This is a genomic window from Lysobacter sp. HDW10 (genome assembly GCF_011300685.1).
Lineage (GTDB): Bacteria > Pseudomonadota > Gammaproteobacteria > Xanthomonadales > Xanthomonadaceae > Solilutibacter.
The window spans coordinates 1,887,841-1,910,093 of record NZ_CP049864.1 but is presented as its reverse complement, the minus strand read 5'-3'; the positions used below and the strand labels follow the sequence as shown (position 1 = coordinate 1,910,093).

Sequence of the window (22,253 nt, the reverse complement as noted above, 5' to 3'; positions counted from 1 at the left end):
TGTTTAGGCGTGCGCGCTGTCGTTTTTGCGCGACGCCTTGTCGTCATACATCTGCGCATCTGCAGTCTTAAGTAGTTCTTCCAACGTCGCACCGTCCGGCGGGTAAGTCGCAATGCCGACAGATGCGCCGACTTGAACTGTGTGCTCGCCCAACTGCAACGGATCTTCGATGATGTCGTGCAGGCGATTAACGAAGGCATCCATATCTTCTGGTTTGATGCCTTCAACGAGCGCAACGAACTCGTCACCGCCCCAGCGGACAACGATGTCGTCTGCGCGGGTAATGCGTCGCATGCGATTGGCGATGGTTTGAAGCACCGAGTCACCGGAGCGGTGTCCATGGTGATCGTTGACTTCCTTGAAGTTGTCCAAATCCACGAACAGTAAAGCGCAGGGGAAGGTGTTGCCGCGTTTGAATCGCGCATTGACCACTGCGTGGCGTTCTTCCAAGAAACGACGATTGGGCAAGCCCGTTAATGCGTCATAGCGAACGAGACGCGCAAGTTCGCCGCGGTGCCTCAGCAGCAAATACAACGTGCCGGAAATCAGCAAACCCAAAATGATGCTGAAAAGTCGCATTGCGCGTTCAACAAACGTGGTGTCGGCCTTGCGTCGTTCCACGGCAAGTTGCCATGTGCCGCCTGGCACATCGACCGTCAAAATGACCGAACCTGCATGGTCAAACAAGGTTTGATCGCCGACGATGGGTTTGGACTCAAGACCCATCACGGATTTACTTCTCAAGGCGTAGTTGAAATCATCTGTACGTGCTGCCTCCGACACAACTTTGAACAAGCTGTCCGAGTCAATGACGGCTGACATCAAACCCCAGTAGCGATCGTTCACGGTGAGCGGGGCTCGATAGATTAATCCGCGCCCACCTTGCACCAAGTCGATCGGACCAACAATGGCGGGCATACCCGTTGCAACGATTTGCTGAATGACTGGCCATTGATCAGGTTCGTTTCGGTAGTCCATACCGAGTGCTTGCTCGTTCCCGGCCATCGGGTACATGTAGCGCATTCGATAGCTTTCTGCGATACCGATGTTGCGCAAATGCGGCGCCGACTTTTTTAGAACGCCAAGAACTTCGTCGACTTCCTTTTCTTGCAACTGTGCATGACGCACGGCTAAGTAGCCCGCTAGGCCATTTTGTAGCGTGGTAATGGCGTTCAGCTCGCGTTCGATCAAAGTGCGCGCGGTGGAAGCGTTTGTCATCGTTTCGACGTCGCGCGTCGAATTCGACGCACGGTGCATCGATGACGCCAACACCTCACCCAAACCGAAAATCAATAAAAAGGTGAGCGACGCGACAACCAACAGAAAGTACTTGCTCCCCGTGAGGTGATCTGTGTGGACGGTGACGATGCGCTTTGCCAAGTCCTATTTCAGCAAGCCGAACAATGCGGCCAGTATGCAACTTCCTGCTGGAGCTTGCGCGCCGTGGCGGGCAGTAGTTTTGTCAGGTCCAAATATGCCGTTTGGCCTACGTCAGTTTCCCGGCGGTCTCCAGCCGTACATACGCCAAACGTCTCTGGTCATCCACCGCGTCGCAACTCCCTGACACCCCGGCCCAGCTTACGGCGCAACAGGGCCCGCAGGGTCACCCCATCCGAGTACCCGACCTGTGCGGCGACCTGGTCGACGCTCGCGTTTCCGGTGCGCAAGAGATGCACGGCATGCTCCACGCGCAGGTCCTGGAAATACGACAACGGTGTCTTGCCCAAAACGCTTTGCAGCCGCCGCGCCAAGGTGCGCTCGCTTGTGCCCGCGGCGCTGGCCGCCTCGGCCAGCGAGAACCCCTTCGCGAGCTGACTTCTGGCCCAGCACTCGAAGCGCTCCACCATCGGGTCGGCATGCGCAAGGTGGTCGGGAATAACGAACTCGGCTTGCGAACTGCGTGCCTCGACCAGCAGATAGCGTGCCACCAGGGCCGCCAGCGCCGGACTGCGCTCCCGGATGATGCGCAAGGCCAAGTCGACGTGGGCCAAAGCGGCACCCGCGGTGGTGAAGCGTGTCGAGTTCACGATCATGCGTGACTCGTCCAGCGTGACGTTCGGATAGCGCTGCCGAAACATCGGCCCCAGCCACCATGACGTCGTCGCACGATGCCCATCAAGCAGGCTGCTCTCTGCAAGCAAGAAGCTACCGGAGCAAGCGGCACCTAGGTGCGCGCCAGTGGTGGACCACTGCTGTAGCGCCGCGACCGCGTCGGGCACATCGGGGCGTGTGAGCCGAGCCGAGAGCGTGTCAGGCATCTTGTCGCCAAACGCGGGCACGAGCACGACGTCTGGTTCCGGCACACCACGCGCAGTGACCACGGGGACCGTCAAGCCTTGCGCAGTTCGGATGCGACGCCGCACGCCCACCAGCGTGAGCTCTATGTGCGCGGGAGCCTGTGGCAGCGAGCCCGCCATCGCATTGGCTAAGCCCACTGTGTCGGTGAGCGCCGCAAGCCCCAGATCAAACACGCCATCACAAACAAGGATGTGGAGTTTCATGGCAGCAATGATATCAATGTTGGCATTATTGCCAATAGAGATGTCTGTCTTGAAGACTTAGACTGCACTCTCGTTGATCCCTTCACCTAACCCATTTACCCAAAGGAATACATCATGACCAAGCTCGCCCTGTTTGTTCGCCTCGAAGCCAAACCCGGCCAGGAGGCTGCGCTTGCCGACTTCCTGGCCAGCGCACTGCCGCTCGCCAACGCCGAGTCCGGCACCACGGCCTGGTTCGCATTGAAGTTTGGCCCTTCGACGTTCGGTGTGTTCGATGCCTTTGCCGATGAGGCAGGTCGCCAAGCACATCTGAACGGCCAGATCGCCGCGGCCTTGATGGCCAACGCCGCGACCTTGCTCAGTTCTCCGCCCAATATCGAGAAGGTCGAACTGCTTGCAGCCAAACTGCCTGCATGACAACCCGGCCCTGACCCAACCAGGTCACGCTGCAGGATGGGGGTCACACGGCCCTACGTGCGATCCCCCTCCAATTGCACTTGCCCAGTGAGCTACCTTCCACAGCGATTGGGGGGCAATATTGCAACCAGAACTTCCAAGCTGCTTCAGCAAGCAGGGGCAACATCAGGGCGAGCTGAGATGTTCCGATTCGTCGGGTAGTTATCGAGAAGTACCGACTGTTTGCAACGTGTCGGTACCGAGAGCCGTCTGGACGAGCCAGATTTCTGGCCCATTGGAAGTCCGCAGTCCGCAAGCGCGTGTCGATTTTTTACGGGTTCGTCGAACGTGGATTGTTTGTTGGATTCCGCAAGCTAGATCAGGGTGGAAACTGGATCGCCCGTTTTCGGAATGAGGACGGCAAACAGGTCTATATGGCGTTGGGTCCGGTCACGACCACGAATGACTATGAGACCGCCAAGCGTGAAGCCCGCCGCTGGTCCATGTCGGTCGAGGCGGGCGTGAAATCCAGCGACGTGGAAACAGTCGGTGAGGCATGCATCGACTATGTGGAGGGGTTGAAGTCGGAATCACGCGAGGATGCAGCACAAGATGCACTTCAACGTTTCCAGCGGTGTGTCTTGAATGACCCGCTAGGGAAGATCAAGTTATCGCAGATTCGGGAACGCCATTTGGAAGCATGGCGACAACGAATGATGGCGGGAGAATTTGAACCTGTGCCAGTGAAAGGTGCTCGCAAGGTGAAGCCGCTTACGCCGTCTGTTTTCAAACGCACGTTGACGACCCTGAAAGCGGCTCTAAACCGTGCCGTCCGCAAGCGGTATGTATCCGCCGAACGCGCCTTGGAATGGCAGGAAATCAAGCCTGAGAAAGACGCAGACGGAAGGCGCGACCTTTATTTGGATCGTGCACAGCGCCGCGCATTGATGGAAGCCGCCGATGAAAGCCTACGGGACATTGTCGAATGCTTGATCTTGACGGGATGCCGCCCGGGCGATCCAGCGCTGACGTTACGCAAGCACTACGATGGTCGAACCGGCTCTATTAGGTTTACTTCAAAGGGGCACGATCGGACCATACCGCTTTCACCCGCAGCCCGAAAGCTGTTTGACCGGCTCGCCCGAGGGAAGTTACCCAACGCGTATTTGTTCACCCAATCAGACGGCATGCCATGGGACTCGAAGGCGTGGCACGCGCCAATCCGCGAAGCAGTGAGCAAAGCCAAAGTGCCGGACAAGACTGTGCTTTACACGTTACGTCATAGCTGGATTACGGATGCCATCGTGGGTGGCATGGATCTATTGACGGTGGCCAAGCTAGTCGGCACGTCGCTGCAAATGATCGAGAAACATTATGGGCATCTGGTGCAAGATGCCGCACGCGACAAACTCGCACAACTGGAGTTTGTATAACCAATCCGGCAACCGCCGGTAATGCGCCGCCGGGGAGTGCCGGGCGACGACTTTCACAACTGAAAGGAGAGTTTCAATCATGGCAATGTCTCTTCTAGATGCGCAGCGCAAACTTAATGAAATATTGATCAACGTCGAAGGTGTGGCAGACGTGCTTGAGGGATTGGCAGACAAGGATGGCGGCAAGCGGGATGGGCCGTGGAATACTTACATCATGCTTAGAAATCTTCTAAACGCGACGGCCGCCGAGATGATCGAAGTAATGGAGTTTTTGGACAAATCGGAGTCGAGAAAAGGCACCGTTCAAGCTATGTCGAATGGAGACAGCGCATGAACGCGCATGTTATGCCACCGCCGGTGCGGACGCTGGAAGATCATGAAGTCGCCATCGCCGCCGACTACATCCCCGATATTCGGCGCATGCTGGCAATCGGGCTTCACGCCTTCGGGGAAATGAATCGTGTCCGCGAGCAAATGGACGCATTCGAGGAGCACGGGATTCCCTTCACCTATGACATGCGGCCAGTAACCATTGGATCGTACGAAGTCGCCAACTTTGCCGACGTCCTGCTGTATCTGGAAGGACTGGAAACACGCTGACATGGCAACGAAAAGGACAATGAAGCCAAGCGCGGAGAAATCCGCGCCGTTACGTCGTCTAAGTGCGAAAGAGAAAGGGGCGCACGATGCGACTGGCTACTGGTGGGGCGAGGGGACGGTTCGATATGACACTGCCAAAACAACGTTAAAGCGGCATCGAGTGCCAGGTGAGGTTGCCTTAGCTTTGCTTGGCGGGCTAATTGATCACGTTGGCCGTTATCAAATGGCAAACGCATGGTTGGCGGCGCGTCTAACGCCAACGGAAATAGTCGCGCAAGCGCGAATGACCGCCGATATCGCCGCAGACCTTGCGGATCGCATTAGATACATGGAGCCAAACTTGGCCGCTCATGTTTCTGCATTGGGCAATCGCGCCACAAAAGATGTTGCGTTTGCTGAAAGTGGTTTGGAGTACCTGACGCGGGTGCAAGTGTATTGCATGGTGGCGGCGCAAGAAATCGAGCGTATGGCCCGAAAGACGGTGACCAATCGTACCTTTCACCGAGACCGGCTTTTAGCTGAGGTGGACGCAGCGATCAGCAAGCAGCTACCTGAAATGCAGACGCTAAAACGCTGTGAGCTTGCTGCCGATTTGATGGCGTGCTGGGGGATTGAAGTTTCTCAAGACGTTGGCGAGCTGAGAAAGCAAATCAAGCGGGGAAAATAACCCCAAGTTATCCACACGGTATTCCCTAACACTTGTGGATTGAACGTGCCTAGAATTTAGGCGTCCACCCAAGTACGCGGGAGGACACGTGCGAAAGCTGCACATAGGACCGCCAAGTTGAAGTGCTTGCTTTGAGTTTTGGATCCCTCAGGATAGGCGCAGGCATTTGGTTGTTGCTCAATCAAGCATGACCTGAATAGGGAAAATCTCGAATGTTTTCATGATCGGAAAAGAAACGTTGACGAGGTGAGAAACACGTCTTTAACTAGTTCATGTGTGCAGCTATTCGTACACACGCGCACAAAGGCGCGGAACGCGGGGTCTCAAACAAAGAGGCCCCACCGGGTGCAACCGGCAGGGCCATGTCCTTTGTGTATCTCCTAGCCGACGAGGACGCGCCGACATGGGCATTTTGAACACGAATGACCATGGGGCGCAACTCCGGCGTATTCAGACTGGAACCCCAAAACATGAAAAAGCAGTTGTCGAACCCTTCGCCGGAACCGGCGGTTTATCTATACGACATTGATACGGCACGCCGCGCTTTGAGCGGTGTGGGGCGCACTTGGATATACGAACAGTTCCGTGAGGGCTGTATCAAGCCCGTGAAACTGGGCTCGCGAACCCTGATTCCTGCAACTGAAATTGAACGGCTGGTGGCCGAATTGAAGGTGGCAGCGTGAGTAACGTCGTCATTCTACTGACCGAGTTCCGCGCCTTCATGCGCGAAGTTCAGGACAATCAAAACTACCCCGTCCTGCAAATGGCAATGGATGCCGCACAAGAGCAGGTGGAAACGTTCATTGGCTTTTCGTTGGATGAGTTCGAGGGGGAACATCCCGCTGTCATCAAGCAGTGCATTTGCACGCTCGCCATGCTGATGGTGGACGAGCTCCCGCCTGAGAAGGCCGCACAAATCCAAGGCGAAGTCGAGCGGGCGTTGCGTCCGTATCGCCGTGAGCCGGGGGTGCGTGCCGGATGATTCCACACAAAAGAAACCCTGCGCATGGCCGAAGTGCCGGTGGCGAATTCGTATACCGAACGAGGACTTTTATACATATGAGCTTCACGGCCAGAGAATTAGCCAAGCGCGTCGAATTGCAAGACTACGTTTCAACGCAAGACCCTGAAACGGGATACATCACGCGCACATGGACCACGTTTGCCACGGTGATGGCAAAAGTCGAGCCGCTGGTAGGGCGCGAATACTTCGCCGCCGCCGCCATCCAAGCCGAAAACACGGTGAAGTTCACCATGCGATACCAACCCGATTTGAGGCCGCACCATCGCCTGTTGTATGACGGCAAGCTGTGGAATATCCAATCAGTGATCAATCCGAAAGGACGCAACCGCGAAACACTGGTGATGGCCAAAGACATTGCGGAAGGAACAATCTAGCGGGAGTGATTGGAGCGGGCCCGCATTGTTTTGATTCCCCGCCCAATTCCGGATTAGCTGTGAGTGCCGGATTCATGAAAAACCACAGCAGCAGGTGCGGTACTTACTTTCCGCTTTGCGGACGGGATGGCTTTGATATCCCGCATCCGAGGCCGTGAACCTGCACTCCGCGCACAAGGGAGTGGACCACAAGCTGCATACGGCAGATGCTGTCACGGCCCCCACGTTTGTATTTCAAGCCCAGTTTGGCCTGAGAGAATTGTTCCATTACCGCAAATCCGCATAGAAGTTAAACTGAAAGAGCTTTTCAACTAATAGGGGAAACAATGCGATTTGTAATCATGGGTATTTCGGTCATCCTTCTTAGCGGCTGCGCATCCTTTGCTTGGGTACATCCGGATCACAGCGATTCGGCTCAGTACAACAGGGATGACTATGAGTGCACACGAGAAGCGCAGCAAGGAGGTCAAACCAACATAAGTTTGTATTACTCATGCATGGTTGCGCGGGGCTACCGCAACCAAAAGCAATAAGGTAACAACGTATTCGAAATCCCCGGCAGGGTGATCCTGTCGGGGTTTTTCATTTCAAGTTTCCGTACCCGGGTCCGTACAAACAAGAAACCCGCCATGAAGGCGGGTTAAGTGTCTGATTTTACTCAGCATATTGGTGGAGGTGGGCGGAATCGAACCGCCGTCCGAAGGCACTCCACGCCCGGCACTACATGCTTAGCTTATTGATTGATCTCGGACGGCGGCAACTCAACAAGCAAGGCGCACCGCAATCCACACCCGCTAAAGTTAAGCCCAAGTTGGCGGGTCGCCGCCTGGGCCGGTCCTGTGATAATGACCCTACATCCACGAGCACAGGCACAAGTGGGTTCAGGGCTTACGCCTTAAGCGGCGAGAGCGTAGTTGTCGTCGTTGGCAACTAATAGTTTGCAGCTGGTTTAGCGAGGAAAGCTACCCCCTCGGCATGCGCCAAGCGATTTCGCAACCCCCGTCGAAGCCAATGCACCCCCGGGAAAACGTCTCGTCTGACACGTCCACTATATAGCCCCGTCTTGCGATTACCAAGGGCGGTCACTGCAAGTGACGCTACACATGAAATCCATTCAGGAAGTGGCGTGGCAGGATATGTCCATGGCCTCCCATAGCGACGGCGTCTTAAACGCCACTCTCAACCCTGATCTACAACGTCCACGGATCCGCATTGCCGTGCTGCTCAGCCTGCTTGTGCTGATGGTCTGCTTGTCGTTGACCGGCATTATTTGGCGGGAAGCGCATCGGCAATCCAATGCCATGCGCAGCGCTGCCGCCGTGAAAGAAGCCGATGCAATTGCATTGATGATCCGTGGTCATTTGAGCTCGTTTGAGCTCATCTTGCATGGCAGCGCTGCGCTACTGGCCTCGATCGTGCAAATCCAGCGACAGCAGTGGACCACCTATGTCAGTGCATTGGATATAGGCAACCGGTATCCCGGCGTCGTAGGCGTTGGGCTTTCGCTCTATTTCGATCAATCGCATTTGGTCTTGATGCAAGAGCAGATTCGCAAAGATTCCGGAGAGCTGTTTACGGTTTGGCCATCAGGCGTACGTGCCGATTACGGCCCGATCGTGTTTCTGGCACCGGAGACGACCGTGAACTCCAAGTTCTACGGTTACGACATGTATTCGGAGCCGTTGCGGCACGATGCCATGCAGCGCTCGATGGAGACAGGCAAGGCATGGCTCACGACCAAGTTGCAACTGCGTCAAGATGGCAGCAAGCCGGTGTCGTCCGCCATCATGTACTTGCCGATCTATCGAAAAAACGCGCAGCCGCAAACCTTGAGTGAGCGACGCGCAGAAATGTTGGGTTGGTCATACATCCCGTTCCATACCGAGGCCATCATTCAACAAGCGTTGAAGCCGCTCAGCCGGAATTTCTTGTTAGTGGTCGAAGAAACGGGAAGTGGGACACCGCAAGTGCTGTTCAAAGACAGCGGAAAGCCGGTCGTTTCACACCCTGTCTGGACCGCTGAAGAAGAAGTGCTAGGCAGAACATGGCGGACGTCTCTTTACGCGAAATCGAACGAAGGCGATATGTTTTCGCGCGATTTATTGGTGCTCTTGGTGGGGATTCCACTTTCGCTCGCGCTAACCGCGATCGTCCTGGCACTTGCTCTGACACGTTTGCGTGCCTACGGCATTGCCCAAGACATGAACGCCGCGCACCGCCGAAGTGAAACCTTGCTTCGCTCGTCGCTGACGCACTCCGCCATCGGCAAATGCCTCTTGGATTCGCGTGGTCGCATTCTGCAAGTGAATCCTGCGTTCTGCCAAATGATGGGAGGAGAAGCTTCTGACTTCTTTGAGCGAACGATTGATGGCCTGTTTGATCCGGGTGCGGTGAGAATCCGCACCACGCCTGAAGAACCTGGCGTGTGGAGCGAAGTCCGACGATTGGTCCGCAAGAACGGAGAGATCAGACATATGTCACTGATCTTCGCCACCATTCCACAAGATGAGGCTGTGGAAGTTGCGCAAATCCTGCAGGTGCTCGACATCACCGATCGGATCACCAACGAAGCGCGCATCCAATCTTTAAATAGAACGCTTGAATCGCGTGTCGAATCGCGTACGCGCGAGCTGACCGAGTTGAACGATGAGCTGAAGAGCTTTGCCTACACGGTATCTCACGACTTACGCGCACCGCTGCGTGCCATTGAAGGGTTTAGTCAGGTGCTGAGCGACAAGTATTCCAAGCAATTGGATGAAACAGGGCAGGGCTACCTGAGCCGCGTCAGAACAGCCGCATTGCGCATGAGCGATTTGATCGATGCCATGTTGAAAGTCGCGCGTCTGTCGCAATCCAAGCTGGAGCGCCGTAACTTCAACATCAGTGATCTTGCTTTTGAGATTCAATCTGGATTGGAAAGCGGTGAGCCCAATCGCAGTGTCCACTTCGACATTGAACCCGGGCTATTCGCCAATGGTGACCCTGCGTTGATTTCCAATCTCTTGCAGAACTTGATTGGAAACGCATGGAAGTTCACGCGCGGCAAGCAAGGTGCGGTCATTCGTTTCGGACGCACCTTGGAGTTGCCGTACGGCTTCTTCGTGGAAGACAATGGCGCCGGCTTCTCTGAGTCTTTTGCACATAACCTGTTCCGGCCGTTCCAGCGACTGCATACCGAGAGTGAATTTGAAGGACACGGTATTGGCTTGACCTCGGTGAAACGCGTTGTCGAACGTCACGGCGGTGAAATCCGTGCGCGTGGCGAAGTCGGCAAGGGTGCGCGATTCGTCTTCAATCTACCGCCCGAAGACGTGAGTTAAGTCGGACGGTTGCAGCAGGCTTTAGGCGTCTTTGTTGTGGCGACGCATGACGCGCTGCTTCTCGCGATTCCAGTCGCGCTCTTTCTCGGCGTCGCGTTTGTCGTGGTTTTGCTTGCCTTTGGCGAGCGCCACTTCGGCTTTCACCTTGTTGCCCTTCCAATACAGGGCGGTGGGCACAATGGTGTAGCCATCGCGCTGGACCCGTCCGACCAACTGGTCGATTTCGTGACGATGCAAAAGTAGCTTCCGATTGCGGCGGTCATCAGCGACCACGTGGGTGGACGCGGAGAGCAACGGGGTGATCTGGGCGCCGAACAGGAAGATTTCACCGTTGCGGACAATGGCATAGCTTTCACCAATATTGGCGCGGCCGGCGCGTATGGATTTCAATTCCCATCCTTGCAAGGACAGACCCGCCTCGAACTTTTGTTCCAGGTGGTATTCATGACGCGCGCGCTTGTTTAGCGCGATCGTGCCGCCATTTCCTTTATTCTTCTCTTTTGCATTTGCCTTAGCCATCAGTACATTGTCGCCTAAACGACCTGTACGGCGCAGCTATCCATGACGACCCGAATAGAACGAAGTGCCCTGGTTTCGCATTCCGCGGAGCAAATGTTCGACTTGATCGACGCCATCGAGCTGTATCCGGGGCAATTCGGCTGGTGCAAGGGTGCCGAGGTGATTCTGCGCGAGCCCAACCGAGTTGTTGCCAAGCTCGACATCGGCATTTCCGCGTTCAAGACTTGGTTCAAGACAGAAAATACGCTCGATCGTCCCAAGCAAATCAGCATGCATTTGCTGGAGGGGCCCTTCAAATCTTTAGAAGGCATCTGGCATTTCAAACCGCTGGCTGAAAACGCGTGCAAAGTGACCTTGGAGCTTCAATTCGAGCCCAGCTCGCCTTTGATGGCCGTTGGGGTGAAGATGGGCCTGCAAGCGATGGCGGATCAGATGGTCAATGATTTCGTGCGCGCAGCGAACCGTCAAACAGCCACGTGAACCCGTGATCACAGTTTCTGTCATTGCCGCTTGGCCCGACCGTTTCGAAACGGTTTCGCTGCAATTGCCCGTGGGCACGACGGCAGCTGAGGCACGCAAAGCCAGTGGGCTAGGCGAGGGCACGTGTGGTATGGCCGTGTACGGCGTGTTGGTCGACGACCTTGCGATCCTCGAGGACGGCGACCGATTGGAGTTGCTGCGCCCACTTTTGATCGATCCAAAGGACGCACGCAGAAAGCGCGCCGAAGCGCGCTCTGTGAAACATAAGAAGTGGTGACGCTGCGACTTATTGGCCGCCGTTCTTCTCTTTGTCGCTCTTGCGCAAGTTGGGGCCAAATTCTTTGTTGGCGCGCTTCGCCAAGGCATCATCTTGTTCGGGGAAGTAATCACCTTCCCACTTGGTGACTGCATCGTTCTCGAAGTACACGACAAAATTCTTGATTTCTGTGTCGCCCGTGCGGCCAACGCGTTGCGTGGCGGTGTAGTCCCAACGGTCCTTGTGGAAGGGGTCGGCGATAGACGGCGAGCCCATCATCGACATGACCTGTTCCTTGCTCATGCCGATTGTCAGTTGCTTGACCGCGGATTCTTCGACCAAATTGCCTTGGTAAACGGGCTGGCGATACAAACAACCCGAAAGTGTTACGACGGCTGCGGCGGTCAAGAGCAATGTACGCATATGGGGTTTGGGCTAAACAAGAATTAGACTAGGCGATGATACACGGTGACGATACGCGCCAGAAAGTGCGTGAACACTGCGTTCAGGCGATACGAATGAGGATCATGGAATGGAATCGAACGATTTGCGAAATGCCGGCCTGAAGGCCACGCACCCTAGATTGCGCATCCTTGAGCTCTTGGAAAATGCCAGCCCGCGGCATATGACCGCAGAAGACATTTATCGCCGCCTGATTGACGCCGGCGAAGAAATCGGCCTGGCCACGGTGTATCGGGTACTGACGCAATTCGAATCTGCCGGCTTGGTGCTGAAGCACAACTTTGAAGGCGGTCAGGCTGTCTATGAACTGGATCGCGGCGACCATCACGACCACATGGTCGATTTGGACACCGGCAAGGTCATCGAGTTTGAATCTGACGAAATTGAGCGCATTCAGCACGAGATTGCCGCGAAGCACGGATACAAGATCGAAGGGCATGCCCTGGTCTTGTACGTGCGCAAACAGACCTAAATCAAGCGCTCATCGCCTCATTGCGTAGTGCTTTGGCCGCCGCGTGTACCGCGGCGGTCTTCTTGCTGCCGCCCAACATCCGGGCAAGTTCATCAATGCGCGCGTCTTCGTCCAAAATCTCGAGTGCGCTTTGCGTCAGGCCTTCTGATTTGGATTTGTCGACGCGGTAGTGGTGGGCACCATGTGCCGCTACTTGTGGCAGATGGGTGACACACATCACCTGACAGCGTGCAGACAAGGTGCTCAAGAGCCCACCGACAACGTCTGCTACTGCGCCGCCGATGCCGCTGTCCACTTCGTCGAACACCATGGTCGGCGCAATGTCACCGTCGATCGCGGCCACTTGAATCGCCAGTGCGATTCTCGATAGCTCGCCGCCCGACGCCACGCGGCGCAAGGGGCGTAAGGGCTGGCCCGGATTGGCTGAAACCAAAAATTCGATGCGTTCCGCGCCGAGCGGGTCGGGTGGGGCCGTTCCGGTCGGCTCAATGGCAACTTCAAACTGGCCGCCTTCCATGCCGAGCGTCGCCATCAAGCCACTGATGCGTTCACTCAGCTGGCGAGCAATGCCCGTCCGCGCTTTACTGAGTTCGGCAGCGGCCGCCTGCCAAGCGCTTGCATGCGTCTCTAGCGCGATCTCGAGTTCGCGCTGCGTCGTTTCTGCATTCGCCAACGAGTCCAACTCTTCCGCCAGCGCATTGCGCGTTTCCAAAAGCAATTCCGGTCGCGTCCGGTATTTCCTGGCAAGGTCTTGAAGCCGAGACATATCACGCTCGGCTTGCGCCATCGCTTGCGGATCCAATGCCACATCGTCACGAATGACGGCCAAATTCTGCGCGGCTTCTTCGGTGTGGATGGCTGCGGTATCGAGCAGCTGCGCAATCTCTGCCAGCTTGGGTTCGAACCTCGACACTTTTGTCAGTTCAGACTTGACCCGATGCAAGTTCGCCAAGAGCCCGGCACGGGATTCATCGCCTTCAAGATCGACCGCAATGTCATGACATGCTTCGATCAACTCTGCGCTATGACTCATTCGCTTGTGCCGTGCAAAGAGTACTTCTTGCGCCTCGGGCTCGAGCACCGCGTCGTCCAACTCATTCAACGACTCTGCGAGCGTTTGCTTGCGATATTCAACATCACCATTGGAGGTCAACGCATCTAGCGCTTTATGCGCAGACCGCCAAGCTGACGCATGCGCACTGACGGTGTCGCGAACCGTTTGGTAATCGCCCAACTCATCCAACATCGACAGTTGATCCGCTTTCACCAACAGGCGTTGTTGCGCGTGTTGCCCGTGGATCTCCACCAGTAAAGAGGCGATCTCGCTCAATTGCCCCAGTGTGGCCGATCTGCCGTTGATCCATGCCTTGGAGCCACCGTCTGCGCGAAGCACGCGGCGGATCAAACATTCGTCACCGTCGTCCATGTCTTGGCGTTTGAGCCAAGCCGTGGCCAGGTTGGCATCCGACAGCGAGAAGCTGGCGCTCAGTTCAGCGCGATCGGCGCCATGGCGCACCATGCCGGAATCTGCGCGTGCGCCAGAGAGGAAGCCGAGCGCATCCACCAACAAAGATTTGCCGGCACCGGTTTCACCCGAAATCACCGTCATGCCACTTGCGAACTCCAATTCGGAGCTCGAAATAACAGCAAAGTCGCGGATGCTAAGACTGATGAGCATGCTCGCATTCTAAAGTCTGTCGTCGCGGAAAGTGAGACCGCCGCCTGATTTCCGCATCGGGGAATCCTGATCTGTGTGCTTGCATCGCAAACCGACAGGCCTAATATCCAATCTATGACCAACGATTCTGCGGTACCCGATCTCGATCCACGCGCCCGTCAGTTGTTGCGCGCACTGATCGGTCAGTACATTCATCACGGATCGCCCGTGGGTTCACAGACCTTGGCCAAATCCGCAGGGCTGGATATCAGTGCCGCCACGATTCGAAACATCTTGGGTGACCTGGAAGATATTGGGCTATTGGTGTCACCGCACACGTCTGCAGGCCGAATTCCGACAGCGCAGGGCTATCGTGTCTTCGTTGATTCGCTGCTCCAAATCGACACGTTGCAGGAGCGCGATCTTGCGCGCCTCAGAGAAGGCCTGCCCAAGGACGTGCCTACCCAAGACCTCCTCAGCGGCGCAGGCGATTTGCTGTCTGCCATGAGTCACTTCGTCGGTGTGGTGAGTGCGCCTAAGCGCAGCAATGAATCTTTTCGGCATATCGAGTTTGTGGGTCTTGCGCCGAACGAAATCTTGGCGGTTGTCGTATTCCCGGATCATGAGGTGCAGAACCGTGTCATCCGTACCGAATCACCGATCGATGCCCAGACGCTCGAGCAAATCAGCAATTATTTGAACCGGAATTTCGTCGGATTGCCCTTGCAAAGCATTCGCAGAACCTTGGTGGGCGAACTGCGTCAGGCGCGCGACGACGTGCAAGATTGGATGCAGCGAGCATTGGAGTTAGCGGAGATCGCGGTGCGCGAGCATGAGCAGCCATCGCTCGACGTGTATGTGGCCGGCCAGATCAATTTGATGGCAGTGCAAGATCTGAATGACATGGCGCAGCTGCGTGCGGTCTTCGAGACCTTCCAGCGCAAACGCGACATGTTGCAGCTCTTGGAACGCACCCTGCATTCAGAGGGCGTGCGCATTTTTATTGGTGAGGAAACCGGCCTGGCACCGATGGATGCGCTCTCAGTTGTTTCAACGCCCTATGCCAGCGCTGACGGCCGCGTCTTGGGCGTTCTGGGCGTGATCGGCCCTAGCCGAATGGCGTATTCCAACGTGATTCCGCTGGTCCAAGCGACCGCAATGGTGCTTGGTGAGCGTTTAGGCGGGCGCTAGCCCTTGAACTTCCCGTGATCGTCCACATGTCAGGTGCAGCAGAGCAACGCGCAGACATTGGATATCAACATGAGTGAAACCCCAGAACAGCCGCAGAATGAAGCCATTGATGGCATGGGACCGGAAGCGACCGACGTCGATTCGATCCTTGATCCGATTGAAGCGCTTCAAGGTGAAATTGAACAACTGAAGGCGCAGTCGCTCATTGAGCGCGCCGACCTCGAAAACCAACGTAAGCGCCTGGCACGCGATATAGACAACGCACGACGCTTTGCCAACGAACGCTTGCTGGTAGACCTCCTGCCTGTGTTTGACAGCCTTGAAGCCGGCTTGGCATCGGATACCCAGAACAGTCCGCTGCGTGAAGGCCTTGAACTGACTTTGAAACAGCTGCATGCAGTGGCGGAACGCAACGGCCTTGTCGTCGTCGCGCCGGTGCCTGGGGATGCGTTCAATCCGGAACACCACAATGCCGTCAGTCAGGTGCCAAGCACGGACGTGGCGCCCGGTGCGATCCTGCAGGCCTTCCAAAAGGGCTATTTGCTGAACGATCGCTTGCTGCGCCCGGCAATGGTCGTGGTTGCGCAATCCGATTGACTTGGTGCGCCTTGAAGTAGGGGCGCATGGCCCCATTTATCGAACATAGCGGCCCGGTTCGCACACAAATTTAAAATTTTTGGAGATTCACACACATGGCTAAGATCATCGGTATTGACCTCGGTACCACCAACTCCTGCGTTGCAGTGATGGACGGTGGCAAGGCACGCGTTATTGAAAACAGCGAAGGCGATCGCACCACACCCTCAATCGTCGCTTGGACCAAAGACGGCGAAGTCTTGGTGGGCGCGTCGGCAAAACGCCAGGCTGTCACCAATCCGAAAAACACGTTCTACGCAGTGAAGCGCCTCATCGGCCGCAAATTTTCTGACGCAGAAGTCAAGAAAGATCTTGGTTTGGTCCCGTATGCCATCGTCGAGCACAGCAATGGTGATGCTTGGGTCGCTTTGGCAGATGGCAAGACCATGGCGCCGCAAGAAGTCTCAGCAAAGACGCTTGAAAAGATGAAGAAGACCGCCGAAGCCTTCCTCGGCGAGACGGTCACCGAAGCGGTCATCACCGTGCCCGCGTACTTCAACGACAGTCAACGTCAAGCAACAAAAGACGCGGGCCGCATCGCTGGCTTGGACGTCAAGCGCATCATCAACGAACCGACCGCTGCAGCCTTGGCCTATGGTCTGGATAAAGCCGGTGGCGATCGCAAGATTGCCGTGTACGATCTCGGCGGCGGTACGTTCGACGTGTCGATCATCGAAATCGCGGATGTCGACGGTGAAAAGCAGTTCGAAGTGCTGGCCACCAACGGTGACACCTTCCTCGGCGGTGAAGATTTCGACATGCGCGTCATCGACTATCTCGTCGAAGAGTTCCAAAAGGAACAAGGGATCGACTTGCGTAAAGATCCGCTTGCATTGCAACGCCTGAAGGATGCTGCAGAACGCGCCAAGATCGAACTGTCGTCGTCGCAGCAAACCGACGTCAACTTGCCGTATGTGACGGCCGACGCATCGGGTCCGAAGCATTTGAACATCAAGCTGACGCGTTCGAAGCTTGAGGCGTTGGTAGACGAACTCGTCAAGCGTACGATCGAACCCTGCAAAGTCGCATTGAACGATGCCGGCTTGAAGACAAGCGATATCGCTGAAGTCATTCTGGTCGGTGGTCAATCGCGCATGCCGAAGGTGCAAGCTGCGGTGACCGAGTTCTTCGGCAAAGAACCGCGCAAGGACGTGAACCCCGACGAAGCAGTGGCCATTGGTGCCGCGATTCAAGGCGGCGTGTTGGCAGGTGACGTGAAAGACGTCCTCTTGCTTGACGTGACGCCGCTGTCCTTGGGTATTGAAACCCTGGGCGGTGTGTTCACCAAGATCATTGAAAAGAACACCACGATTCCGACGAAGGCATCGCAAACCTTCAGTACCGCCGACGACAACCAATCGGCTGTGACAGTGCACGTGCTGCAAGGCGAGCGCGAACAAGCGGCGTACAACAAGTCGTTGGCACGTTTCGATCTCACCGGCATTGAGCCGGCGCCGCGCGGCATGCCGCAAGTGGAAGTCAGCTTTGACATCGATGCCAACGGTATCGTGCACGTGACCGCCAAAGACAAGAAGACCGGCAAGGAACAAAAGGTCGAAATCAAGTCGGGTTCGGGATTGTCGGACGAAGAAATTCAACGCATGGTGCAAGACGCAGAAAGCCATCGCGAAGAAGATCTTCGCTTCCAAGAATTGGTCGCAGCACGCAACCAAGCCGACGGTTTGATGCATGCGGTGCGTACCGCCATCAAGGACAACGGCGACAAATTGCCGGGCGATCTGATCGGTCGCGCAGAAACGGCCCTTGCAGATGTCGAATCCGCCATGAAGGGTGACGACAAGGCGCAGATCGAAGCCAAGACAAAGGCCTTGGAAGAAATCGCGCAATCCCTGTTCGCTGCTGCGAATGCAGGTCCGCAGCCCGGCGCTGATGCCGCTGCAGGCCAATCCGCCCCAGCTGATGACGTGGTGGACGCGGAGTTCACGGAAGTCAAAGAAGACGACAACAAGTAAGCTGTCGTCTCGATGAAACGCCGAAGCGGAAAAGTCGGGCAGCCGGCTTTTCCGTTTTCGTATCAGATTTGAATGAGTTTGGATGGTTCCATGAGCAAGCGCGATTACTACGAAGTGCTGGGTGTATCCCGCACCGCGACCGTTGAAGAAATCAAAGTGGCGTATCGCCGCGCCGCCGGGAAGCACCATCCAGACAGAAATATCGGAAACGAAGCGACCGCCGAGGTGGCCTTCAAAGAATGCAAAGAAGCCTACGACGTTCTGTCGAACGAGCAGAAGCGACGCGCCTATGACGCCCACGGCCACGCGGCGTTTGAGCACGGCATGGGCGGTGGTGGTGGCGGCGGTGGACCGCATTTCCAAGATGTGGGCGATATTTTTGGCGACATCTTCGGCAACATCTTTGGTGGCGGCGGCGGTCAGCGCGGTCCACGTCGAGGCGCTGACATCGGCTACGTGATGGAGCTTGATCTCGAAGATGCCGTAGCGGGTGTCGAAAAACGTATTGAAATTCCGACATTGCTGGAATGCGGCACGTGTAAAGGCTCAGGCTCCAGCGACGGCAAGATCGAACGGTGTAGCGGCTGTAACGGCATCGGCCAAGTGCGCATGCAACGCGGTATTTTCCAGATGCAGCAGCCGTGCCCGCAGTGTCATGGTCGCGGCCAAGTGATCGTCACGCCGTGCGGCGCTTGCCACGGCAACGGGCGCATCCACGATGAAAAAACGCTGGACGTCAAAGTGCCGGCCGGCGTGGATACAGGCGATCGCATTCGCTTGAGTGGCGAGGGTGAAGCAGGGCCTGCCGGCGCACCGCCGGGTGACCTCTATGTAGAAGTGCGCGTGCGTCAGCACGCCATTTTCGAGCGAGACGGCGATGACCTGCATTGCGACGTGCCGATACGAATTTCCCAAGCTGCATTGGGAGACGAAGTGCGCGTGCCGACCCTAAGAGGTGAAGCCGAAATCCGCGTCCCCGCAGAAACCCAAACTGGAAAAGTCTTCCGTTTGCGCGGTAAGGGCGTGAAATCGGTGCGTAGTCGCAGCGAGGGCGATCTGTATTGCCGTGTCGTCGTCGAGACGCCCGTCAACTTGACCCCCGAACAGCGCGAACTGCTTGAGAAGTTCGAAACCACCTTTGTGGGCGAGGGCGCACGACGCCATTCACCGAAACACAGTACCTTCATAGATGGCGTCAAGGGATTCTGGGACCGAATGGTCGGGTGAACGGCATGGAAAAGACTCGCATCGTACTGTTGGGTGCCAATGGCCGAATGGGACAAGCGATCCATCGGCTCGCATTGGCTGATGCGGCGTTTGAGATTGTGGCGCTCGTGACGCGTAGCGATCCGAAAGCGCGTGTTGTGGATCAGATTGCGTGCTACTCGGTCAAAGAAATTGCGGCGGTCCCCGATTTCGATGTGCTGATCGATTTCAGTCTTCCGGAAGGTTTCGACACGGCGCTTCAGTTGTGCGCAGACCGAGGGCGCGCGCTTGTTTCGGGCACGACGGGTCTGTCTGAACACCAGCAAGCCGCAATCACGGCAACCGCCGCAAAAATTCCTGTGCTATGGGCATCAAATTTTAGTTTGGGCGTTGCGGTGCTCGAAGCACTTGTCGCTCGTGCAGCAGCGCAATTGCCTGGGTGGAACTGCGACATCGTTGAATCGCATCACGTGCACAAGAAGGATGCGCCGTCGGGTACCGCACTGACCTTAGGCAAAGCGGCCGCAGACGCTGGCGCAGATGTTCACTACGCAAGTGTGCGTGCCGGCGATATCGTCGGCGAACATTTGGTTCAATTCACGAGTATCGGTGAACGCATCGAATTGGTGCACCGAGCCACACACAGAGACATCTTCGCGCGTGGCGCATTGCACGCTGCCCAGTGGCTGAAATCGCGTGCGCCGGGTCAGTACAAGATTGCAGATAGCCTCGACTAACGGATTCCCAGCGACGCCAACTTGCTGAACGTCGCAACCAAACCGAATGCGATCAGGCCGACCGTGATTAAGAACGGGACGGCCATCCCCCACGCGGTCCGTGTCTTGCGCTTGGCCAGCAAGATCACCAAGGCGGCGACGAAAATCAGCACAGGCAGGGCAGGCAGAAACAGCGCGTCACGGCTATACCCCATGCCCAAGGTCGTGATCACCGCATAAATCATGGTGCTCAAGATGGCATTGGCCGCCAAAATGGCGAGAAACAGAACGAAGCCCAGCAGGACTGAGCCCTTGTTCGGTGGCCCGTCAGATGTGTTCTCAGGTTCGGGTGCGCCTTGCATGCGTGAACAATACGCGTCTTTTGATAGACATAAAAGTTCCGGACCCCTATCATTTGCACTCGCCCGCACAGAAATAAACCGGATCGCCCTGAGCGTTTCGGTAGAAACGTGCAACCTACAGAAAGGCGATTGCCCGTGTCAGATACCGCCATACTCGCCCTTGAAGACGGAACCGTTTATCAAGGAATTTCCATTGGTGCCGCGGGCATTTCAGTCGGCGAGGTGGTTTTCAATACCGCGATGACCGGCTACCAGGAAGTCTTGACCGACCCGTCCTATGCCCAGCAAATCGTCACTTTGACCTATCCGCATATCGGTAACACCGGTATGACCGCATTGGATGACGAAGCGGCGCAGGTCTGGTCGGCCGGTTTGATCGTTCGCAACGTACCGAGACGGCCCAGCAGCTGGCGCAGCCAAGTGTCTTTGCCAGAGTGGCTGAAGGCACGTGGCATTGTGGCCATTAGCGATATCGACACCCGAGCATTGACCCGCAAACTGCGCGAAACCGGTGCGCAAAATGGCGCGCTGATGTCCGGCGCGATCGATGCCGATCAAGCCATCGAAGCTGCACGCAAGTTCAGCGGCTTGAAGGGCTTGGATTTGGCCAAGGTCGTGTCAACGCCGAAACCTTACGTTTGGGCTGAAGGCCAGCTCGATCTGGATTCAGGCGCCTTTGTCCAAGCCCCGAAAAAATTCAAAGTCGTCGCCTACGATTTTGGCGTCAAGTTGAACATCCTACGCATGCTCGCCGAACGCGGTTGCGATGTCACGGTCGTGCCTGCGCAAACGTCGGCGGCAGACGTATTGGCGATGCATCCGGATGGTGTCTTCCTCTCCAATGGCCCCGGCGACCCGGAGCCTTGCGACTACGCCATTCATGCGATCAAAGTCTTTGTCGAAAAGAAAGTGCCGCTCTTCGGTATTTGTCTCGGACACCAATTGTTGGGGCTTGCCATGGGCGCCAAGACCATGAAGATGCCGCACGGCCACCATGGTGCAAATCACCCGGTGATCAATCTGGATGGGGATCGCGTCATGATCACGTCGCAGAACCACGGGTTCTGCATTGACGAATCCACATTGCCGGCAGGCATTCGTGTCACGCATCGGTCTTTGTTCGATGGGACGAACCAGGGCATTGAACTCACGCAAGCACCTGCGTTTTCGTTTCAAGGCCACCCGGAAGCATCGCCGGGTCCGCACGACGTTGCACCGCTTTTTGACAAATTCATCGACATCATGGGGAAGGGGAAAGTATGAAAACTGTGTTGAAACTTACCGTTGCATGTTTGGTTCTGGCAGGTTCCACGTCGGCCTTTGCGCAAGCGAAGAAAGAGGCGCCTGTGACAAAAGACGTCGCACCCGCACCGGCACGTCCTGCCACGGTGGCACCGCCCGCGGCACCCGCGGCAGCGAAGCCCATTGCGATGCCAAAGGGCGCTGCTGAACAAGCCGCCTATAAGCAACGCATGGTCGCTGCTGTTGCAACGGTCATGCCCGTGGGCAAGATCATGATGGACGTGGCTGCGAACGATCCTTACTGGCCCTCTTCCAAGGCGCGCAAACCCGACGCAACCAAGTTGGCATGCATGCGCACGAACTTGAAAGAAGATGGCTACCGCAAGGTGCTGGCCACACGCGTGGATACGTATGCCTCGACGCATGCCGATCGATTCGGCAGCGACTTGACCCTGATGGAAGGGGAAGGCGCCAAGCTCTTCTCAAAAATCATGATGGCCGGCGCACGCAGTGCAACGAACGGTGAAAACACGGAGATGACGTCGCTGCTGAAAGATGCCAGCCCGCGTGCCATGTTGGATTTGATGAGCCTTGCAAATGATCCAGCCAATTCGCCGCTGCGCGCATTGATGGGCATGGAAGCGGCGATCGGTACCGACGAAAAGAACGGCAAAGAAATCGGCGAAAACGCAGGTATGACCATGATGCTACCAATGTTGGTCAATGCCATGGAAGTGTGCAAAGTAAAGATGGACGAGCTCTGAAG

Annotated in this window: 25 protein-coding genes and 1 other RNA gene; 19 read left to right on the top strand and 7 right to left on the bottom strand. The window is 56.4% G+C overall.

Going from position 1 to position 22,253, the window contains the following annotated elements; genetic code table 11:
• Positions 1-3: 3 nt before the first annotated feature.
• Together G7069_RS09215 and G7069_RS09210 are read right to left on the bottom strand one after the other, a co-directional pair.
• Positions 4-1,380 carry a diguanylate cyclase gene (locus G7069_RS09215; RefSeq protein ID WP_166296857.1) on the bottom strand — a complete coding sequence of 459 codons (1,377 nt, stop codon included), beginning with the start codon at positions 1,378-1,380 and terminating at the stop codon, positions 4-6.
• A 158-nt stretch (positions 1,381-1,538) separates the two neighbouring features.
• On the bottom strand, positions 1,539-2,501 hold the full coding sequence (locus tag G7069_RS09210; RefSeq protein WP_166296855.1) for a helix-turn-helix domain-containing protein: 963 nt from the start codon (positions 2,499-2,501) through the stop codon (positions 1,539-1,541).
• 114 nt (positions 2,502-2,615) lie between these two features.
• Here G7069_RS09210 and G7069_RS09205 point away from each other — a divergent pair, with 114 nt between their 5' ends.
• The 8 genes from G7069_RS09205 (at position 2,616) to G7069_RS09170 (ending at position 6,995) form a co-directional block, all read left to right on the top strand.
• The gene (locus G7069_RS09205; protein WP_007182542.1) at positions 2,616-2,918 is read left to right on the top strand and encodes an antibiotic biosynthesis monooxygenase; all 303 of its coding nucleotides are present in this window, start codon (positions 2,616-2,618) and stop codon (positions 2,916-2,918) included.
• A gap of 299 nt (positions 2,919-3,217) precedes the next feature.
• Positions 3,218-4,330 (top strand): tyrosine-type recombinase/integrase, encoded by a 1,113-nt coding sequence (locus G7069_RS09200; RefSeq protein ID WP_166296853.1) that lies wholly within the window; start codon positions 3,218-3,220, stop codon positions 4,328-4,330.
• 79 nt (positions 4,331-4,409) lie between these two features.
• Entirely contained in the window at positions 4,410-4,664 is a 255-nt protein-coding gene (locus G7069_RS09195) for a hypothetical protein (protein WP_166296851.1), read from the top strand.
• Positions 4,661-4,930 carry a hypothetical protein gene (locus tag G7069_RS09190; RefSeq protein ID WP_166296849.1) on the top strand — a complete coding sequence of 90 codons (270 nt, stop codon included), beginning with the start codon at positions 4,661-4,663 and terminating at the stop codon, positions 4,928-4,930. The genes G7069_RS09195 and G7069_RS09190 overlap by 4 nt, the downstream gene beginning before the upstream one ends.
• 1 nt (position 4,931) lies before the next feature.
• The gene (locus G7069_RS09185; protein WP_166296847.1) at positions 4,932-5,597 is read left to right on the top strand and encodes a hypothetical protein; all 666 of its coding nucleotides are present in this window, start codon (positions 4,932-4,934) and stop codon (positions 5,595-5,597) included.
• A gap of 470 nt (positions 5,598-6,067) precedes the next feature.
• A complete protein-coding gene (locus G7069_RS09180) occupies positions 6,068-6,280 on the top strand; it encodes a helix-turn-helix domain-containing protein (protein ID WP_166296845.1) in 213 nt (70 codons plus the stop codon).
• Entirely contained in the window at positions 6,277-6,579 is a 303-nt protein-coding gene (locus G7069_RS09175; protein WP_166296843.1) for a phage gp6-like head-tail connector protein, read from the top strand. Before G7069_RS09180 ends, G7069_RS09175 begins: the two co-directional genes overlap by 4 nt.
• A 77-nt stretch (positions 6,580-6,656) precedes the next feature.
• Positions 6,657-6,995 carry a phage head closure protein gene (locus G7069_RS09170; protein WP_166296841.1) on the top strand — a complete coding sequence of 113 codons (339 nt, stop codon included), beginning with the start codon at positions 6,657-6,659 and terminating at the stop codon, positions 6,993-6,995.
• A 667-nt stretch (positions 6,996-7,662) separates the two neighbouring features.
• Here G7069_RS09170 and ssrA read toward each other — a convergent pair.
• Positions 7,663-8,016: a transfer-messenger RNA gene (gene ssrA / locus G7069_RS09165) on the bottom strand.
• A gap of 121 nt (positions 8,017-8,137) precedes the next feature.
• On the opposite strand from ssrA, the gene G7069_RS09160 reads away from it, so the two are divergent.
• Positions 8,138-10,315 carry a CHASE domain-containing protein gene (locus G7069_RS09160; protein ID WP_166296839.1) on the top strand — a complete coding sequence of 726 codons (2,178 nt, stop codon included), beginning with the start codon at positions 8,138-8,140 and terminating at the stop codon, positions 10,313-10,315.
• Between the two features lie 21 nt (positions 10,316-10,336).
• Here G7069_RS09160 and smpB read toward each other — a convergent pair whose 3' ends face one another.
• Positions 10,337-10,834 carry an SsrA-binding protein SmpB gene (gene smpB, locus G7069_RS09155; RefSeq protein WP_166296837.1) on the bottom strand — a complete coding sequence of 166 codons (498 nt, stop codon included), beginning with the start codon at positions 10,832-10,834 and terminating at the stop codon, positions 10,337-10,339.
• Between the two features lie 42 nt (positions 10,835-10,876).
• Between smpB and G7069_RS09150 the strand changes: the two genes are divergently transcribed.
• Positions 10,877-11,314, top strand: coding sequence for a type II toxin-antitoxin system RatA family toxin (locus G7069_RS09150; RefSeq protein WP_166296835.1), 438 nt, complete (start codon positions 10,877-10,879; stop codon positions 11,312-11,314).
• A 7-nt stretch (positions 11,315-11,321) separates the two neighbouring features.
• Positions 11,322-11,591, top strand: coding sequence for an RnfH family protein (locus G7069_RS09145; RefSeq protein WP_166297691.1), 270 nt, complete (start codon positions 11,322-11,324; stop codon positions 11,589-11,591).
• Positions 11,592-11,600: 9 nt separating this feature from the next.
• Here the strand turns inward: G7069_RS09145 and bamE are convergent, their stop codons facing one another.
• Positions 11,601-11,993 (bottom strand): outer membrane protein assembly factor BamE, encoded by a 393-nt coding sequence (gene bamE / locus G7069_RS09140; RefSeq protein WP_166296833.1) that lies wholly within the window; start codon positions 11,991-11,993, stop codon positions 11,601-11,603.
• Between the two features lie 109 nt (positions 11,994-12,102).
• Between bamE and fur the strand changes: the two genes are divergently transcribed.
• Positions 12,103-12,504, top strand: coding sequence for a ferric iron uptake transcriptional regulator (gene fur / locus G7069_RS09135; protein WP_166296831.1), 402 nt, complete (start codon positions 12,103-12,105; stop codon positions 12,502-12,504).
• 1 nt (position 12,505) lies between these two features.
• Here fur and recN read toward each other — a convergent pair whose 3' ends face one another.
• A complete protein-coding gene (recN, locus tag G7069_RS09130) occupies positions 12,506-14,182 on the bottom strand; it encodes a DNA repair protein RecN (RefSeq protein ID WP_166296829.1) in 1,677 nt (558 codons plus the stop codon).
• A 114-nt stretch (positions 14,183-14,296) separates the two neighbouring features.
• Here recN and hrcA point away from each other — a divergent pair, with 114 nt between their 5' ends.
• The 5 genes from hrcA (at position 14,297) to dapB (ending at position 19,904) form a co-directional block, all read left to right on the top strand.
• On the top strand, positions 14,297-15,352 hold the full coding sequence (gene hrcA, locus G7069_RS09125) for a heat-inducible transcriptional repressor HrcA (RefSeq protein ID WP_166296827.1): 1,056 nt from the start codon (positions 14,297-14,299) through the stop codon (positions 15,350-15,352).
• Between the two features lie 114 nt (positions 15,353-15,466).
• Positions 15,467-15,949, top strand: coding sequence for a nucleotide exchange factor GrpE (gene grpE / locus G7069_RS09120; RefSeq protein WP_240912671.1), 483 nt, complete (start codon positions 15,467-15,469; stop codon positions 15,947-15,949).
• 95 nt (positions 15,950-16,044) lie between these two features.
• The gene (gene dnaK / locus G7069_RS09115; protein WP_166296822.1) at positions 16,045-17,961 is read left to right on the top strand and encodes a molecular chaperone DnaK; all 1,917 of its coding nucleotides are present in this window, start codon (positions 16,045-16,047) and stop codon (positions 17,959-17,961) included.
• A gap of 90 nt (positions 17,962-18,051) precedes the next feature.
• On the top strand, positions 18,052-19,188 hold the full coding sequence (gene dnaJ / locus G7069_RS09110) for a molecular chaperone DnaJ (RefSeq protein WP_166296820.1): 1,137 nt from the start codon (positions 18,052-18,054) through the stop codon (positions 19,186-19,188).
• Between the two features lie 5 nt (positions 19,189-19,193).
• Entirely contained in the window at positions 19,194-19,904 is a 711-nt protein-coding gene (gene dapB / locus G7069_RS09105) for a 4-hydroxy-tetrahydrodipicolinate reductase (RefSeq protein ID WP_166296817.1), read from the top strand.
• Here the strand turns inward: dapB and G7069_RS09100 are convergent.
• On the bottom strand, positions 19,901-20,245 hold the full coding sequence (locus G7069_RS09100) for a hypothetical protein (RefSeq protein WP_166296815.1): 345 nt from the start codon (positions 20,243-20,245) through the stop codon (positions 19,901-19,903). The genes dapB and G7069_RS09100 overlap by 4 nt on opposite strands.
• Before the next feature lie 135 nt (positions 20,246-20,380).
• On the opposite strand from G7069_RS09100, the gene carA reads away from it, so the two are divergent.
• The gene (gene carA, locus G7069_RS09095; RefSeq protein ID WP_166296813.1) at positions 20,381-21,508 is read left to right on the top strand and encodes a glutamine-hydrolyzing carbamoyl-phosphate synthase small subunit; all 1,128 of its coding nucleotides are present in this window, start codon (positions 20,381-20,383) and stop codon (positions 21,506-21,508) included.
• Positions 21,505-22,251, top strand: coding sequence for a hypothetical protein (locus G7069_RS09090; RefSeq protein WP_166296800.1), 747 nt, complete (start codon positions 21,505-21,507; stop codon positions 22,249-22,251). The genes carA and G7069_RS09090 overlap by 4 nt, the downstream gene beginning before the upstream one ends.
• Positions 22,252-22,253: the final 2 nt, after the last annotated feature.